The organism is Streptomyces sp. NPDC007162 (assembly GCF_040634175.1).
Lineage (GTDB): Bacteria > Actinomycetota > Actinomycetes > Streptomycetales > Streptomycetaceae > Streptomyces.
In genome coordinates this window covers 17,792-31,479 of record NZ_JBEYFC010000040.1, presented here as the reverse complement: position 1 = coordinate 31,479, position 13,688 = coordinate 17,792, and the positions used below count along the sequence as shown (strand labels likewise).

Annotated in this window: 11 protein-coding genes; 4 read left to right on the top strand and 7 right to left on the bottom strand. The window is 71.6% G+C overall.

Features of this window, described 5'->3' with window-relative positions; translation table 11 throughout:
- The 6 genes from ABZ646_RS07455 to iolC form a co-directional block, all read right to left on the bottom strand.
- On the bottom strand, positions 1–1,399 hold a 1,399-nt coding region (locus ABZ646_RS07455), incomplete at its 3' end, for an APC family permease (RefSeq protein ID WP_360514010.1).
- Positions 1,400–1,729: 330 nt separating this feature from the next.
- The gene (gene mmsA / locus ABZ646_RS07450; RefSeq protein WP_360514007.1) at positions 1,730–3,232 is read right to left on the bottom strand and encodes a CoA-acylating methylmalonate-semialdehyde dehydrogenase; all 1,503 of its coding nucleotides are present in this window, start codon (positions 3,230–3,232) and stop codon (positions 1,730–1,732) included.
- Between the two features lie 14 nt (positions 3,233–3,246).
- Positions 3,247–5,118 carry a 3D-(3,5/4)-trihydroxycyclohexane-1,2-dione acylhydrolase (decyclizing) gene (gene iolD / locus ABZ646_RS07445; protein ID WP_360514004.1) on the bottom strand — a complete coding sequence of 624 codons (1,872 nt, stop codon included), beginning with the start codon at positions 5,116–5,118 and terminating at the stop codon, positions 3,247–3,249.
- Entirely contained in the window at positions 5,115–5,930 is an 816-nt protein-coding gene (gene iolB, locus ABZ646_RS07440; protein ID WP_360514001.1) for a 5-deoxy-glucuronate isomerase, read from the bottom strand. The genes iolD and iolB overlap by 4 nt, the downstream gene beginning before the upstream one ends.
- A gap of 7 nt (positions 5,931–5,937) precedes the next feature.
- Complete coding sequence (locus tag ABZ646_RS07435; RefSeq protein ID WP_360514013.1) at positions 5,938–6,813, bottom strand: deoxyribose-phosphate aldolase; 876 nt, start codon at positions 6,811–6,813, stop codon at positions 5,938–5,940.
- A 59-nt stretch (positions 6,814–6,872) separates the two neighbouring features.
- Positions 6,873–7,823 carry a 5-dehydro-2-deoxygluconokinase gene (iolC, locus tag ABZ646_RS07430; RefSeq protein ID WP_360513998.1) on the bottom strand — a complete coding sequence of 317 codons (951 nt, stop codon included), beginning with the start codon at positions 7,821–7,823 and terminating at the stop codon, positions 6,873–6,875.
- Positions 7,824–8,193: 370 nt separating this feature from the next.
- Here iolC and ABZ646_RS07425 point away from each other — a divergent pair, with 370 nt between their 5' ends.
- Complete coding sequence (locus ABZ646_RS07425; protein WP_037649824.1) at positions 8,194–8,394, top strand: MerR family transcriptional regulator; 201 nt, start codon at positions 8,194–8,196, stop codon at positions 8,392–8,394.
- A gap of 52 nt (positions 8,395–8,446) precedes the next feature.
- Here the strand turns inward: ABZ646_RS07425 and ABZ646_RS07420 are convergent, their stop codons facing one another.
- Positions 8,447–9,490 (bottom strand): zinc-dependent alcohol dehydrogenase family protein, encoded by a 1,044-nt coding sequence (locus ABZ646_RS07420; protein ID WP_360513995.1) that lies wholly within the window; start codon positions 9,488–9,490, stop codon positions 8,447–8,449.
- Between the two features lie 364 nt (positions 9,491–9,854).
- On the opposite strand from ABZ646_RS07420, the gene ABZ646_RS07415 reads away from it, so the two are divergent.
- The 3 genes from ABZ646_RS07415 to ABZ646_RS07405 all read left to right on the top strand — a co-directional run bounded on the left by ABZ646_RS07415 (position 9,855) and on the right by ABZ646_RS07405 (position 13,523).
- Positions 9,855–10,805, top strand: a complete 951-nt coding sequence (locus ABZ646_RS07415) for a PrsW family intramembrane metalloprotease (protein ID WP_360513992.1) — start codon at positions 9,855–9,857, stop codon at positions 10,803–10,805.
- A 73-nt stretch (positions 10,806–10,878) separates the two neighbouring features.
- Positions 10,879–11,118, top strand: coding sequence for a heavy-metal-associated domain-containing protein (locus tag ABZ646_RS07410; protein WP_360513989.1), 240 nt, complete (start codon positions 10,879–10,881; stop codon positions 11,116–11,118).
- A 107-nt stretch (positions 11,119–11,225) separates the two neighbouring features.
- Positions 11,226–13,523 carry a heavy metal translocating P-type ATPase gene (locus tag ABZ646_RS07405; RefSeq protein ID WP_360513986.1) on the top strand — a complete coding sequence of 766 codons (2,298 nt, stop codon included), beginning with the start codon at positions 11,226–11,228 and terminating at the stop codon, positions 13,521–13,523.
- Positions 13,524–13,688 lie beyond the last annotated feature (165 nt).

The window sequence follows — 13,688 nt, the reverse complement described above, 5'->3', positions numbered from 1 at the left end:
ATCGGGACGCCACGTCCTCCGGGATGGAGACGACCCAGTGGGTGTTCTTGCGGGGGCGGAGGTAGAAGGCCCAGTAGAGGGTGGCCGCCGCCGTGATGCCGCCGGTCCACAGGAGGTACGTCGTCTCCTGCTGGGTGAGGATGTACGCCAGGACCACGATGAGGAGGACCGGCATCGCCGGCCAGAGCGGCATCCGCCAGGCGGGGGTGTGCTTGTGGTGGCCCCGGCGGGACAGCAGCGCGGCGATGGCGACCAGGAGGTACATGCCCGTCACCGACACGCCCGTCACGCCGTACAGGGTGTCCAGGTTGACGAAGCAGAGCAGGGCGCCGGGGACGCCGACGGCGAGGGTGGCGACCCAGGGGGAGCCGAAGCGGCCGAGGCGGGAGAGGCCGCTGTTGACCGGGTTCGGCCAGGCCTTGTCGCGGGCCGAGGCGAACAGGACGCGGGAGTTCTGGATGACCATGACGATGCCCGCGTTGATGATCGCGAGGGCCACGCAGAGGCTGACGAACGTGCCGACCGCGGAGTTGGACCAGGCGGTGACCATGGAGCTGATGTCGCCGCCCGTGAGGGCCTTGAGGTCGGTCGCGCCCATGGTGATCGCGGCGACCGGGACGAGGATGACCACCGTGGAGATGGCGAGGGTGGCGAGGACCGTACGGGCGACGTTGCGGCGCGGGTCCTCCAGTTCCTCGGAGAGGTAGACCGCGGTGGAGAAGCCCTGGGTGACGAAGAGGGCGATGGCGAGGCCGGAGACGACGAGCATCGCGGTGACGGTCGTGGTGTGGCCGCCGGTGCCCGCCACCTGCATGGAGGTGAGGCTGCCGACTCCGCGGTGGCTGTGGGAGAAGCCGAGTACGGCGACCACGCCGGCCGCGATGACCTCCAGGACCAGGAAGATGCCGGTGATCCAGGCGTTCGCGCGCAGGTCGAGCAGGCCCGCGAGGGTCGCGAGCAGCATCACGCCCGCGCCGGTCATGGCCGGGTCGAGGTGGACGATCGGCGCCAGGTAGTCGGCCGTGCCCATCGAGATCACCGGGGGCACGATCATGACGACGAGGAGGGACAGCACGAAGACCAGCCAGCCGGCCAGGCGTCCGGCCATCGTGGACACCATCGCGTACTCGCCGCCCGCACTCGGGATGAGCGTGCCGAGTTCGGAGTAGCAGAACGCCACGGCGATACAGAGGAGGGAGCCGATGGCGATGGTGAGGGCGGTCGCGGTGCCGAGGGTGCCGAACAGGTCGGGGACGACCACGAAGAGCGTGGAGGCCGGGGTGACGCAGGAGAGGGTCAGGAGGGTGCCGCCTACCACTCCGATGGAGCGCTTGAGCGTCTGGGGACTGTCGGACGCCTCGGTGACGGCGTTGTCGACAGGGCGGAGCGTGTCGGTCATGCGGCGGTTCCGATCGACTTGTGCGGATGCCTCCGGCGGTTGGGCTGCGCTGCATGGAACCCCGACGAAAACCATGGCGTCAATGGCTGTTTACCTTCGGATTCCGCACTCTTAAAGCGAGCGGCGTCACATCACTTTCTTAGGGTCGAGCGCATGGATAGAGCAATCATCAAGACTGCTCACCGCATGACCATGCTTTCGAAGGTCATGAACGCAAATAACTTAAGTCACCCGTTTCATCCCATGGAAACGAGAACCGAAGGTGGGCCGCCAAAAAAAGTCGGGGCCGTCCGGATTCCGGACGGCCCCGACGGGGCGGATCGGTCACCCTCAGTGGTTGCGCGGGAAGCCCAGGTCGACGCCCGCGGGGGCGTCCGCCGGGTCGGGCCAGCGGGTGGTGACGACCTTGCCGCGGGTGTAGAAGTGCGTGCCGTCGTTGCCGTAGATGTGGTGGTCGCCGAAGAGCGAGTCCTTCCAGCCGCCGAAGCTGTGGTAGCCCACCGGCACCGGGATCGGGACGTTCACGCCGACCATGCCGGCCTCGATCTCCAGCTGGAAGCGGCGGGCCGCGCCGCCGTCCCGGGTGAAGATCGCGGTGCCGTTGCCGAAGGGGGAGGCGTTGATCAGCGCCACGCCCTCCTCGTACGTGTCCACGCGCAGCACGCACAGGACCGGGCCGAAGATCTCGTCGGTGTACGCCTTCGCGGTCGTCGGCACCTTGTCCAGCAGCGAGATGCCGATCCAGTGCCCGTCCTCGAAGCCCTCGACGGTGTAGCCGGTGCCGTCGAGGACGACCTCCGAGCCCTCGGCCGCCGCGCCGGTCACGTAGGAGGCCACCTTGTCGCGGTGGACGGCCGTGATCAGCGGGCCCATCTCCGAGGTCGGGTCGTTGCCGGGACCGATCTTGATCTTCTCGGCGCGCTCGCGGATCTTCGCCACCAGCTCGTCGCCGATCGCGCCGACCGCCACGACCGCCGAGATCGCCATGCAGCGCTCGCCGGCCGAGCCGTAGGCCGCGGAGACGGCCGCGTCGGCCGCCGCGTCCAGGTCGGCGTCCGGGAGCACCAGCATGTGGTTCTTGGCGCCGCCCAGGGCCTGTACGCGCTTGTGGTTGGCGGAGGCGGTGGTGTGGATGTGGCGGGCGATCGGGGTGGAGCCGACGAAGGAGACCGCCTTGACGTCGGGGTGCTCCAGCAGGCGGTCCACGGCCACCTTGTCACCGTGCACGACGTTGAAGACGCCGTCCGGGAGACCGGCCTCGGCCAGCAGCTCGGCGATCTTGATGGACGCCGACGGGTCCTTCTCCGACGGCTTCAGCACGAACGTGTTGCCGCACGCGATGGCGATCGGGAACATCCACATCGGGACCATCGCCGGGAAGTTGAACGGCGTGATGCCCGCCACGACACCCAGCGGCTGGCGGATCGAGGAGACGTCCACCCGGCTCGCGACCTGCGTGGACAGCTCGCCCTTCAGCTGCACGCTGATACCGCAGGCCAGGTCCACGATCTCCAGGCCGCGCGCGACCTCACCGAGCGCGTCGGAGTGCACCTTGCCGTGCTCGGCGGTGATCAGCTCCGCGATGGCGTCGCGGTTGGCGTCCAGCAGCGCGCGGAACTTGAAGAGGATCTCCGTGCGCCTGGCCAGCGAGGACTGGCCCCAGCTCAGGTAGGCGTCCTTGGCGGCGGCGACCGCGGCGTCGACCTCGTCGACCGACGCGAACGCGACCTTCGTGGTGACCGCGCCGGTGGCCGGGTCGGTGACCGGCCCGAAGTTGCCCGACGTGCCGTCGACGGACTTGCCGCCGATCCAGTGGTTGACGATCTTCGTCATGACCGGTTACTCCTTCACAGATGGCGGCGTCGGGTCGAGACGTGCCGTTCGTAGAGCTCACGTGCCTTGACCGCGGCGGATCGGGTCGCGGTCGCGGCCACAGGTACATCCCACCAGGCCTGCGCCGGAGGCGGGCCCGACACAGTGTCTGCCGTTTGCGTCTCGACGTAGACACATGTGGGAGCGTCGGCGGCCCGCGCCTCGGCCAGCGCCGCGCGCAGGTCCCGTACCGTCTTCGCGCGCAGCACCCGCATACCGAGGCTGGCCGCGTTGGCGGCGAGGTCGACGGGCAGCGGAGCGCCCGTGAGGGTGCCGTCGTCCGAGGGAAGGCGGTACGCGGTGCCGAACCGCTCGCCGCCCACCGACTCGGACAGGCCGCCGATGGAGGCGTAGCCGTGGTTCTGCACCAGCAGCACCTTGATGGCTGTCCCCTCCTGCACGGCGGTCACTATCTCGGTCGGCATCATCAGATACGTGCCGTCGCCGACCAGCGCCCACACGTTGCGCTCCGGCGCGGCGAGTTTCACCCCGATGGCGGCCGGTATCTCGTAGCCCATGCACGAGTAGCCGTACTCCAGGTGGTACTGGTCGTGCGACCGGGCCCGCCACATCCGGTGCAGGTCGCCGGGGAGGGAGCCGGCCGCGTTGACGATGACGTCGGTCTCGTCGACGAGGGCGTCGAGGGCGCCGAGGATCTGCGGCTGAGTCGGCCGGATGTCGGGTTCGTCGGCCTCGTAGCAGGCGTCGACGCGCTGCTCCCAGCGCTCCTTGTCCTCGGTGTACTCGGTGACGTAGGAGTCGGCGGTCCGGTGGCCGTCCAGGGCCCCGCGCAGCTCGGTGAGAGCGCTGCGGGCGTCGGCGACCAGGGGCAGCCCGGCCAGCTTGTGGCCGTCGTGGGGCGCGATGTTGAGGTTGAGGAAGCGGACGTCCGGGTTCTCGAAGAGGGTGCCGGAGGCCGTGGTGAAGTCGGTGTAGCGGGTGCCGACGCCGATGACCAGGTCGGCGGTGCGGGCGAGTTCGTCGGCGGTGGCGGTGCCGGTGTGGCCGACCCCGCCGACGTCCTGCGGGTGGTCCCAGCGCAGCGAGCCCTTGCCCGCCTGGGTGGACGCGACGGGGATGCGGGTGGCCTCGGCGAAGTCGGCGAGCGCCGCTTCGGCGCGGCTGTGGTGGACGCCGCCGCCGGCGATGATCACGGGGCGGCGTGCGTTCCTGATCGCCGTCACCGCCGCGGCGAGTTCGGCCCGGTCGGCCCCGGGCCGCCGTACGGTCCACACGCGTTCGGCGAAGAACTCCTCGGGCCAGTCGTACGCCTCGGCCTGGACGTCCTGCGGGAGGGCGAGGGTCACGGCGCCGGTCTCGACGGGGTCGGTGAGCACCCGCATGGCGGCGAGGGCGGAGGGGATCAGCTGTTCGGGGCGGTTGATCCGGTCGAAGAACTTCGACACCGGGCGCAGCGTGTCGTTCACGGACACGTCGGCCGCGTACGGGACTTCGAGCTGCTGGAGGACCGGGTCGGCGGGGCGGCCGGCGAAGACGTCGCCGGGCAGGAGCAGGACCGGGAGGTGGTTGATCGTGGCGAGGGCGGCGCCCGTGACCAGGTTGGTGGCGCCGGGGCCGATGGAGGTGGTGACGGCGTGCGTGGCGAGACGGTTCGACTGACGCGCGTAGCCGACCGCCGCGTGCACCATGGCCTGTTCGTTGCGGCCCTGGTGGTACGGCATGTCGTCCGCGTACTCCAGGAGTGCCTGGCCGAGGCCGGCCACGTTGCCGTGGCCGAAGATGCCCCAGGTGGCGCCGATGAGACGGCGGCGCTCGCCGTCCCGTTCGGTGAACTGGACGGCGAGGAAGCGGACAAGCGCTTGCGCGACGGTCAACCGAATCGTCATCGGTAACCCTCCAGATGGTCCGGGTGGAAGCAGATCCGCCACTCCCGCGTCGCACCCGGCCCCGCCATGACGTTCAGGTAGTACATGTCGTGCCCGGGCTGCGCGATCGACGGGCCGTGCCATCCGTCGGGAACAAGCACGGCGTCGCCGGAGCGGACCTCGGCGAGGACGTCCGTACCGCCCTCACGGGAGGGGAATACGCGCTGGTACCCGATACCGTTCGGTCCGTCGATCTCGAAGTAGTAGATCTCCTCCAGCTCCGACTCCTCGCCGGGCCGGTGCTCGTCGTGCTTGTGCGGCGGGTACGAGGACCAGTTGCCGCCGGGCGTGATCACCTCGACGGCGATCAGCTTGTCGCAGTCGAAGGCGTCCGCGGAGGCGAAGTTGCGCACCTGCCTGGCGCTGGTGCCGCTGCCGCGGTCTTCGACGGGGACCTCCGGCGCGGGGCCGTAGCGGGCGGGGAGTCGTCGCTCGCACTTCGCTCCTGCCAGGGCGAAGCGGCCTCCCGCGCCGGAGGCGATCTGGACCTGGGCGTCCCGGGGCGCGTACGCGAAGTCCGAGACTCCGCCGAACACGCTCTCCCGGCCCAGGATCTGGAACTCTTGTCCCTCTGTTCGCACCGTACAACCGCCCTGCAGCGGAAGCACGATCCACTCGCTGTCCCCGGTGGTGAACAAATGCGTTCCACCCGGGGCCAGTTCGACGATCCGCAGGCTGCTGTGCGCCCAACCGGCCCGCTTGGGGTCGATGTCGAGCGCGTACTGGGCGTTCGCGGTCGAACCCTTGCTCAGGTGCAGCTCGCTGGTCGTCATCAGGGCCTCACAGAAGTCCAACGGCGGTGTCGACGGCGGCGGCCACGTCGCCGTCCGCCGGGTACAGCAGTGAACGGCCGACCACCAGGCCGCGCACGGTGGGAAGTTGCAGGGCGCTGCGCCACTTCTCGTAGGCGCCGTCCTGGTCGTCACCGACCTCTCCGCCGAGCAGCACGGCGGGGAGCGTGGACGTCGCCATGACCTGCGCCATGTCGTCCGGGTTGTCGGTGACCGGGACTTTCAGCCAGGTGTAGGCCGAACTGCCGCCGAGCCCCGAGGCGATGGCGATGGACCTGGTGACCGCCTCCGCGGACAGGTCGTTCCTGACCTTGCCCTCGGGGGTGCGGCGGCTGATGAACGGCTCGACGAAGACCGGGAGCCGGCGCGCGGCCATGTCGTCGATGGCGCGTGCGGTGGACTCCAGGGTGGTGAGCGAGCCCGGGTCGTCGTAGTCGATGCGCAGCAGCAGCTTGCCTGCGTCGAACCCGAGACGCTGTATGTCCTCGGCGCGGTGGCCGGTGAACCGGTCGTCGAGTTCGAAGGAGGCGCCCTGGAGTCCGCCCCGGTTCATCGAGCCCATGACGACCTTGCCGTCCAGGACACCGAGCAGGAGCAGGTCGTCCAGGATGTCGGCGGTGGCGAGGACGCCGTCGACGCCGGGCCGGGACAGCGCGAGGCACAGCCGTTCCAGCAGGTCGGCGCGGTTGGCCATGGCGAGCCGGTCGCCGCCGACGCCGAGGGCGCCGCGGGCCGGGTGGTCCGCGGCGACGATCATCAGCTTGCCGTCCTCGTTGAGGAGGGGGCGGCGCGAGCGCCGGGCGGCCGCCTCGGCGATCGCCTCGGGGTGGTGGGTACGGGTGTGGACGAGGGCGGCGATGTCCACGGCCGTCTCCTTGGCGGGGGCGCCGCCCTCGTGGTGGGCGCCCGTGACGCGGCCGGCCCTCACCGCACCGCTCCGGCGGCGAGCGCGGCGGCGATCTCCTCGCCGGTGGGCATCGCGGAGGAGCACTCCAGGCGGGAGGCGACGATCGCGCCGGCCGCGTTGGCGTGGCGCATGATCTTCTCCAGGTCCCAGCCCTCGAGGAGGCCGTGGCACAGGGAGCCGCCGAAGGCGTCACCGGCGCCCAGTCCGTTGAGGACGTCGACGGGCAGCGGCGGTACCTCGGCGCGGTCGCCGTCGCGGTTCACGGCGAGGACGCCCTTGGGGCCCTGCTTCACGACCGCCACCTCGACGCCGGCGTCCAGCAGGGCCTGGGCGGCGGCCTGCGGTTCGCGTACGCCGGTGGCGACCTCGACCTCGTCGAGATTGCCGACGGCGACGGTGGTGTGCTTGAGCGCCTCCGTGTAGAAGGGGCGGGCCGCGTCCGGGTCCGCCCAGAACATCGGCCGCCAGTCCAGGTCGAAGACGGTGGTGCCCGACTTGGCGCGGTGGGCGAGGGCCGCGAGGGTCGCCGTGCGGCTGGGCTCCTCGCTCAGACCGGTGCCGGTGACCCAGAAGATCCGGGCGTCCCGGACGGCGTCGAGGTCCAGTTCGTGGGCGTCGATCTCCAGGTCCGGGGCCTTGGGCTGCCGGTAGAAGTACAGCGGGAAGTCGTCCGGCGGGAAGACCTCGCAGAAGGTGACGGGGGTGTTCAGCCCGGGGACCGGGGTGACCCAGCGGTCGTCCACGCCGAAGTCGCGCAGCGCCTCGTGCAGGTAGGCGCCGAAGGCGTCGTCGCCGGTACGGGTGATGACGGCGGTGCTGCGGCCGAGGCGGGCGGCGGCCACCGCGACGTTCGTCGCCGACCCGCCGAGGAACTTGCCGAAGGACGACACCTGGGCGAGCGGGACACCGGTCTGGAGCGGATAGAGGTCCACCCCGATCCGCCCCATGGTGATCAGGTCGTACGCCATCGGCATCCCTTCGTCATGGCTCTCCCGTGGTTTGTAGCCCTGCGCGGGACGCCGTGTCAATGCTTTGTCCGGACATTCGGATGACAGTGAGGGGGCCGTCCGGAGGGGCGGGGGGACGGGCGGCCGGTGTCAACCCGACCCGCCGACGGGTCGACGCGGGCCTTTGCCCCGACTCCGTCACAGCCGCCCCGGCTGTGTCACACATGTCACGCATACGCGGGTTGTCGGTCACACCAGGACGACAGCCGCTTGCGGACAGTCACTCTGCGTCGTTCACCGGGCACAGGCTTTGTGATCGCCAGCGCCGCGCCCGGTTCCCCCGACGACCGCCTCCGGTCGCCCCCGCGGTGCGCGCAGGGAGGTGCGTCCCATGACCGACCGAAGGCTCTGGTCGTACAAGGAGATCGCTGCGCACATCCGCGTGCAGCCCGACACCGTCCGCTCGTACCGAAAACACGGGCTGCTCCCGCCGCCCGACCATGTCGAGGGCGGCAAGCCCTACTGGTACGCGGACACGGTCCGCGCCTGGGTCGCCTCCCGCCCCGGCAACCGGGGCCGCAGAGACCTCTGAACCGCTCTCCCGCGCCGAAGCCCCGCCTGCCGAGCGGAGGGGCGCGTGCGCGTCAGGACCAGGGCTCGACGACCGTCACCCCCGCGGCCGGAGCCGTGTCCATCGCCGCCAGGGCCTGCGGGGCCTGGTCCAGGGTGATCGTCCTGGCGATCAGGAGGTCGGGGCGGAGGGTACCGGCGCCGACCAGTTCGAGGAGGGTGGGGTAGGCGTGGGCGGGCATGCCGTGACTGCCCCGGAGCTCCAGTTCGAGGGCGATCGCCCGGGCCAGCGGTACCGGTGTGGTGCCCTGCGGGGACGGCAGCAGGCCCACCTGGACGTGTCGGCCGCGGCGGCGCAGGGAGTTGACCGAGGCGGCCGCGGTGGCCGGGGAGCCGAGGGCGTCCAGGGAGAGGTGGGTGCCGCCGGAGGTGAGGTCGCGGACGGCCGCCGCCGGGTCCTCGGTGTCCGCCGCGTTCACGCAGTGGGCCGCGCCGAACTCCCTCGCCAGGTCCAGCGCCCCGGCCGAGACGTCGACCGCCACGACCCGCGCCCCGCCGGCCGCCGCGATCATCACCGCCGACAGACCGACGCCTCCGCAGCCGTACACCGACACCCACTCCCCCGCCGCGGCCCTGCCCTGCTGCACCACCGCGCGGAAGGCGGTGGCGAAGCGGCAGCCGAGGGAGGCCGCCGTCGCGTACGACATGTCCTCCGGGATCGCCACCAGGTTCACGTCCGCGTGGTCCAGCGCCACGTACTGGGCGAAGGAGCCCCAGTGGGTGAAGCCGGGCTGGGTCTGGCGTTCGCAGACCTGCTGGTCGCCGGCCGCGCAGGACGGGCAGGTGCCGCAGGCGCAGACGAAGGGGACGGTGACCCGGTCGCCGGGGCGCCGGCCGGTCACCCCGGCGCCGACCGCCTCGACGACACCGGCGAGTTCGTGGCCGGGTACGTGCGGGAGCGTGATGTCGGGGTCGTGGCCCATCCAGCCGTGCCAGTCGGACCGGCACAGACCGGTGGCCTCGACCCGGACGACCACGCCGTGGGGCGCCGGGCGCGGATCAGGGACGTCTCTCACCTCGGCGGGGCTGCGGAACTGCTCGAAGACGACGGCTCGCATACGCGCGTGCTCCTTTCGGGGACTGCGCGAAGGGTAGGCGCCGCGGCGGCCTGGACCACCCAGGTCGCACCGGACTGATCGCACCCGCACCGACTCCCGGACCGCCGTCGCCGCCCGGCCCGGACATGCCCGGCGGCATCACCGAGGACGCCGGCGTCCCGCCCCGCAATCCCCGGGGTCGGACCGGATCCGGTGCCCGGACAGCCCGCCTCCCGGCCATCCCCTCCCTCGTGGTCCGCCCCGTCCGGGGCCACTCCCCCGCGACTCCCGGACTGCGACAGACCGGGCTTCTGCCTAAAGTTCGGGTAAATCGACCGGTTCCGGTGGGCACCACCGCGCCCGCCGGAACACGAGGGGACCCACCGTGACCCACTCTCCGCCCCCCGGCCGGCCGCAGGCCCGCATCCCGGGTCCGCAGCAGCCGCCACCGCCGTACCCCCGTATCCGCGCGGGCCTGTGGAAGCGCTGCCTCGGCGGCGGGCTCGCCCTGTGGGTGCTGACCGCGCTGGTCACGTACGCGACGGGGAACACCACGCTGCTGCCGACGCTGATCCTGCTCGGCAGCTTTCTCGTCCCGGTCGTCTTCGTCCTGTGGGCCTACGAGCGGCACGGCCGTGACCTCGGCGTCAGCGCGATCCTCGGCTGCTTCCTGACGGGCGGCACGCTCGGGGTGCTGGGCGCCTCGGTGATGGAGTCCTACCTCGTACGCCCGTCCTGGGGGATGTTCGTCTGCGTCGGCCTGATCGAGGAGGCGGTGAAGCTCGGCGCGCTGGTGTTCGTCCTGCGCCGGCTGCCGGGGATCCGCGGCATACGCGCCGGACTGGTGCTCGGCGCGGCCGTCGGCTTCGGTTTCGCGGCCCTGGAGAGCTCCGGGTACGCGTTCAACGCCGCCGTCTCCACCGAGGGCATCGACCTGCGGGCACTGATCGAGACGGAGATCCTGCGCGGCGTACTGGCCCCCTTCGGACACGGCCTGTGGACCGCGATCGCAGGCGCCGCCCTGCTCGCCTCCCGTCGCCCGAACGGCCGCTTCCGGCTCACCGCCCAGGTGGTCGGCAGCTGCCTCGGCGTGGCCCTGCTGCACGCGCTGTGGGACTCCACGCACGGCGTGGCGATCTGGCTGGTGGCCCGCCTGGCGGGTACCGGAGTGAACAGGGAGCTGTTCGCCGAGGGTTACATCCCGCACCCCACCGCGGCACAGGAGCACCTCTTCACACTGTTCTCGGTGGGCCTGCTGATGCTCGTCTCCCTGGCGGGGGTGGCCTGGGTGTGCTCGCTGGCGCGCCGTGACCCCTCTTGGAGAAATACCCCCTAGGGGTATAGTGTGACCAGAGTGGGGCCCCCTCCTGGGCCCCATCGGCCCCACCCGCCTCGACGAGGAGAACGACATGACCGCCCAGACCGACACTTCGGGCTCCGTGACCGCCGTCTACAAGGTGACCGGCATGAGCTGCGGGCACTGCGAGGGTTCCGTCTCCGCAGAGATCTCCGAACTCGCCGGCGTCACCTCGGTGACGGCCGTCGCGGCCAGCGGCGAGGTCACGGTCGTGTCCGCCGCCCCGCTCGACGAGGAGGCGGTCCGCGCCGCCGTCGACGAGGCGGGCTTCGAGCTCGTCGGCCGCGTCTGAGAGCCCCGCGCGGCAGTCCGCACGTCTGACACACATCTCTCCGCCGGGCCGCGCCGACCAGCTCATACTGGATCCGTGCGGTCCGATCCGTTGCATGGAGTCCGGACATGACCACCAGCACCACCAGCACCACATCCACCGCGAGGACACCGATAGCCCCGCCGCCCACGGCCGGCACGGCCGAGGTCGAGCTGCTCATCGGCGGCATGACGTGCGCCTCGTGCGCCGCCCGCGTCGAGAAGAAGCTCAACCGCATGGACGGCGTCACGGCCACCGTGAACTACGCCACCGAGAAGGCCAAGGTCACATACCCCCAGGGGGTTCAGGTCGCGGATCTGGTCGCCACGGTCGTCAAGACCGGGTACACGGCCGAGGAACCGACACCCCCGGAGCCGGCCCAGCCGGAGCCGGAAGCCGCGTCCGAAGCGTCCGGCCGGGACCCGGAACTCGCCGGGCCGCGTCGGCGCCTCCTGGTCTCCGCGCTGCTCGCCGCCCCGGTGGTGCTGCTGGCGATGGTCCCGGCGCTGCAGTTCGACAACTGGCAGTGGCTGTCGCTGACCCTGGCGTCGCCGGTGGTTCTCTGGGGCGGCTGGCAGTTCCACCGGGCCGCCTGGACCAACGCCCGGCACGGCGCGGCCACCATGGACACGCTGGTCTCGGTCGGCACGCTCGCCGCCTTCGGCTGGTCGCTGTGGGCGCTGTTCTTCGGCGACGCCGGGATGGCGGGCATGCACGACGAGTTCCGGTTCACGGTCTCGCGCACGGACAGCGCGTCCACGATCTACCTGGAGGTCGCCGCCGGGGTCGTCGCGCTGATCCTGCTCGGCCGCTATCTGGAGGCGCGCTCCAAGCGGCGGGCTGGTGCGGCCCTCAGGGCCCTGATGGAGCTGGGCGCCAAGGACGTGGCGGTGCTGCGCGCGGGTCGTGAGGTACGGGTCCCGGTGGGGTCCCTGGCGGTCGGCGACCGGTTCGTCGTACGGCCCGGCGAGAAGATCGCCACCGACGGGACCGTGGTCGAGGGCGTCTCGGCGGTCGACGCGTCGATGCTGACCGGTGAGTCGGTGCCGGTGGACGTGAGCGCCGGGGACACCGTCACGGGCGCGACCGTCAACGTGGGCGGGCGGCTGGTCGTCGAGGCCACCCGCATCGGCGCGGACACCCAGCTGGCGCGGATGGCACGGCTGGTGGAGGACGCGCAGAACGGCAAGGCCGAGGTGCAGCGGCTCGCCGACCGGATCTCCGCCGTCTTCGTGCCCGTCGTCATGCTGATCGCGCTGGGCACCTTCGGGGTCTGGCTGGGCGTCACCGGGGACCCGGCCGCCGCGTTCACGGCCGCCGTCGCCGTGCTCATCATCGCCTGCCCGTGCGCGCTGGGCCTGGCCACGCCGACCGCGCTGATGGTCGGCACCGGGCGGGGCGCGCAGCTCGGCATCCTGATCAAGGGCCCGGAGGTGCTGGAGTCCACGCGCCGGGTCGACACCGTCGTGCTCGACAAGACCGGGACGGTGACCACCGGGCGGATGAGCCTTCAGGAGGTGTACGCCGCCGAGGGCGCCGACGAGGACGAGGTGCTGCGACTCGCGGGCGCCGTCGAACACGCCTCCGAGCACCCGGTCGCCCGGGCGATCGCCGCGGGCGCCGGTGAGCGGGTCGGGGAGCTGCCCGGGGTCGAGGACTTCGAGAACGTCCCCGGCCGGGGCGTACGCGGGCGCGTGGAAGGCCGCGAGGTGACCGTGGGGCGGCTCGCCGAGATCACCGGTCCGGTTCCCGAGGAACTGGCCGCGGCGCGCTCCAGGGCCGAGCGGGCGGGCCGTACGGCGGTCCTGGTCGGCTGGGACGGAGCGGCCCGCGGGGTCCTCGCGGTCGCCGACGCGGTCAAGGAGTCAAGCGCCGAGGCGGTGCGCGAGCTGCGCGCGCTCGGACTGACGCCGGTCCTGCTGACCGGCGACAACCGGCCGGTGGCCGAGACGGTCGCGCGGGCCGTGGGGATCGACCCGGGGCACGTGTACGCGGAGGTGCTGCCCGAGGACAAGGTGGCGGTGGTACGGCGGCTGCAGGGCGAGGGGCGGACGGTCGCCATGGTCGGCGACGGCGTCAACGACGCGGCGGCGCTGGCCACCGCCGACCTCGGGCTCGCGATGGGCACGGGGACGGACGCGGCGATCGAGGCCGCCGACCTGACCCTGGTGCGCGGGGACCTGCGGGTGGCGGCGGACGCGATCCGGCTGTCCCGGCGGACCCTGGCCACCATCAAGGGCAACCTCGGCTGGGCCTTCGGCTACAACGTGGCCGCGCTCCCGCTCGCCGCCGCCGGACTGCTGAACCCGATGATCGCGGGGGCCGCGATGGCCTTCTCCTCGGTGTTCGTGGTGACCAACAGCCTGCGGCTGCGCGCCTTCCGGTGAAAGTTACCGAGGGTTCGCCGTGCTCGATGTAGAAGTCCCCCTGGAGTCCGACGCGCACCTCACATAAGCTCTTCACAAGGCTCGCGCATCATCCTTACGCTTGAGCTCCGATCGCTGTATCGGGGCTCTTGCGCATCTATGGGACATATGCAAGAGACGCAGATC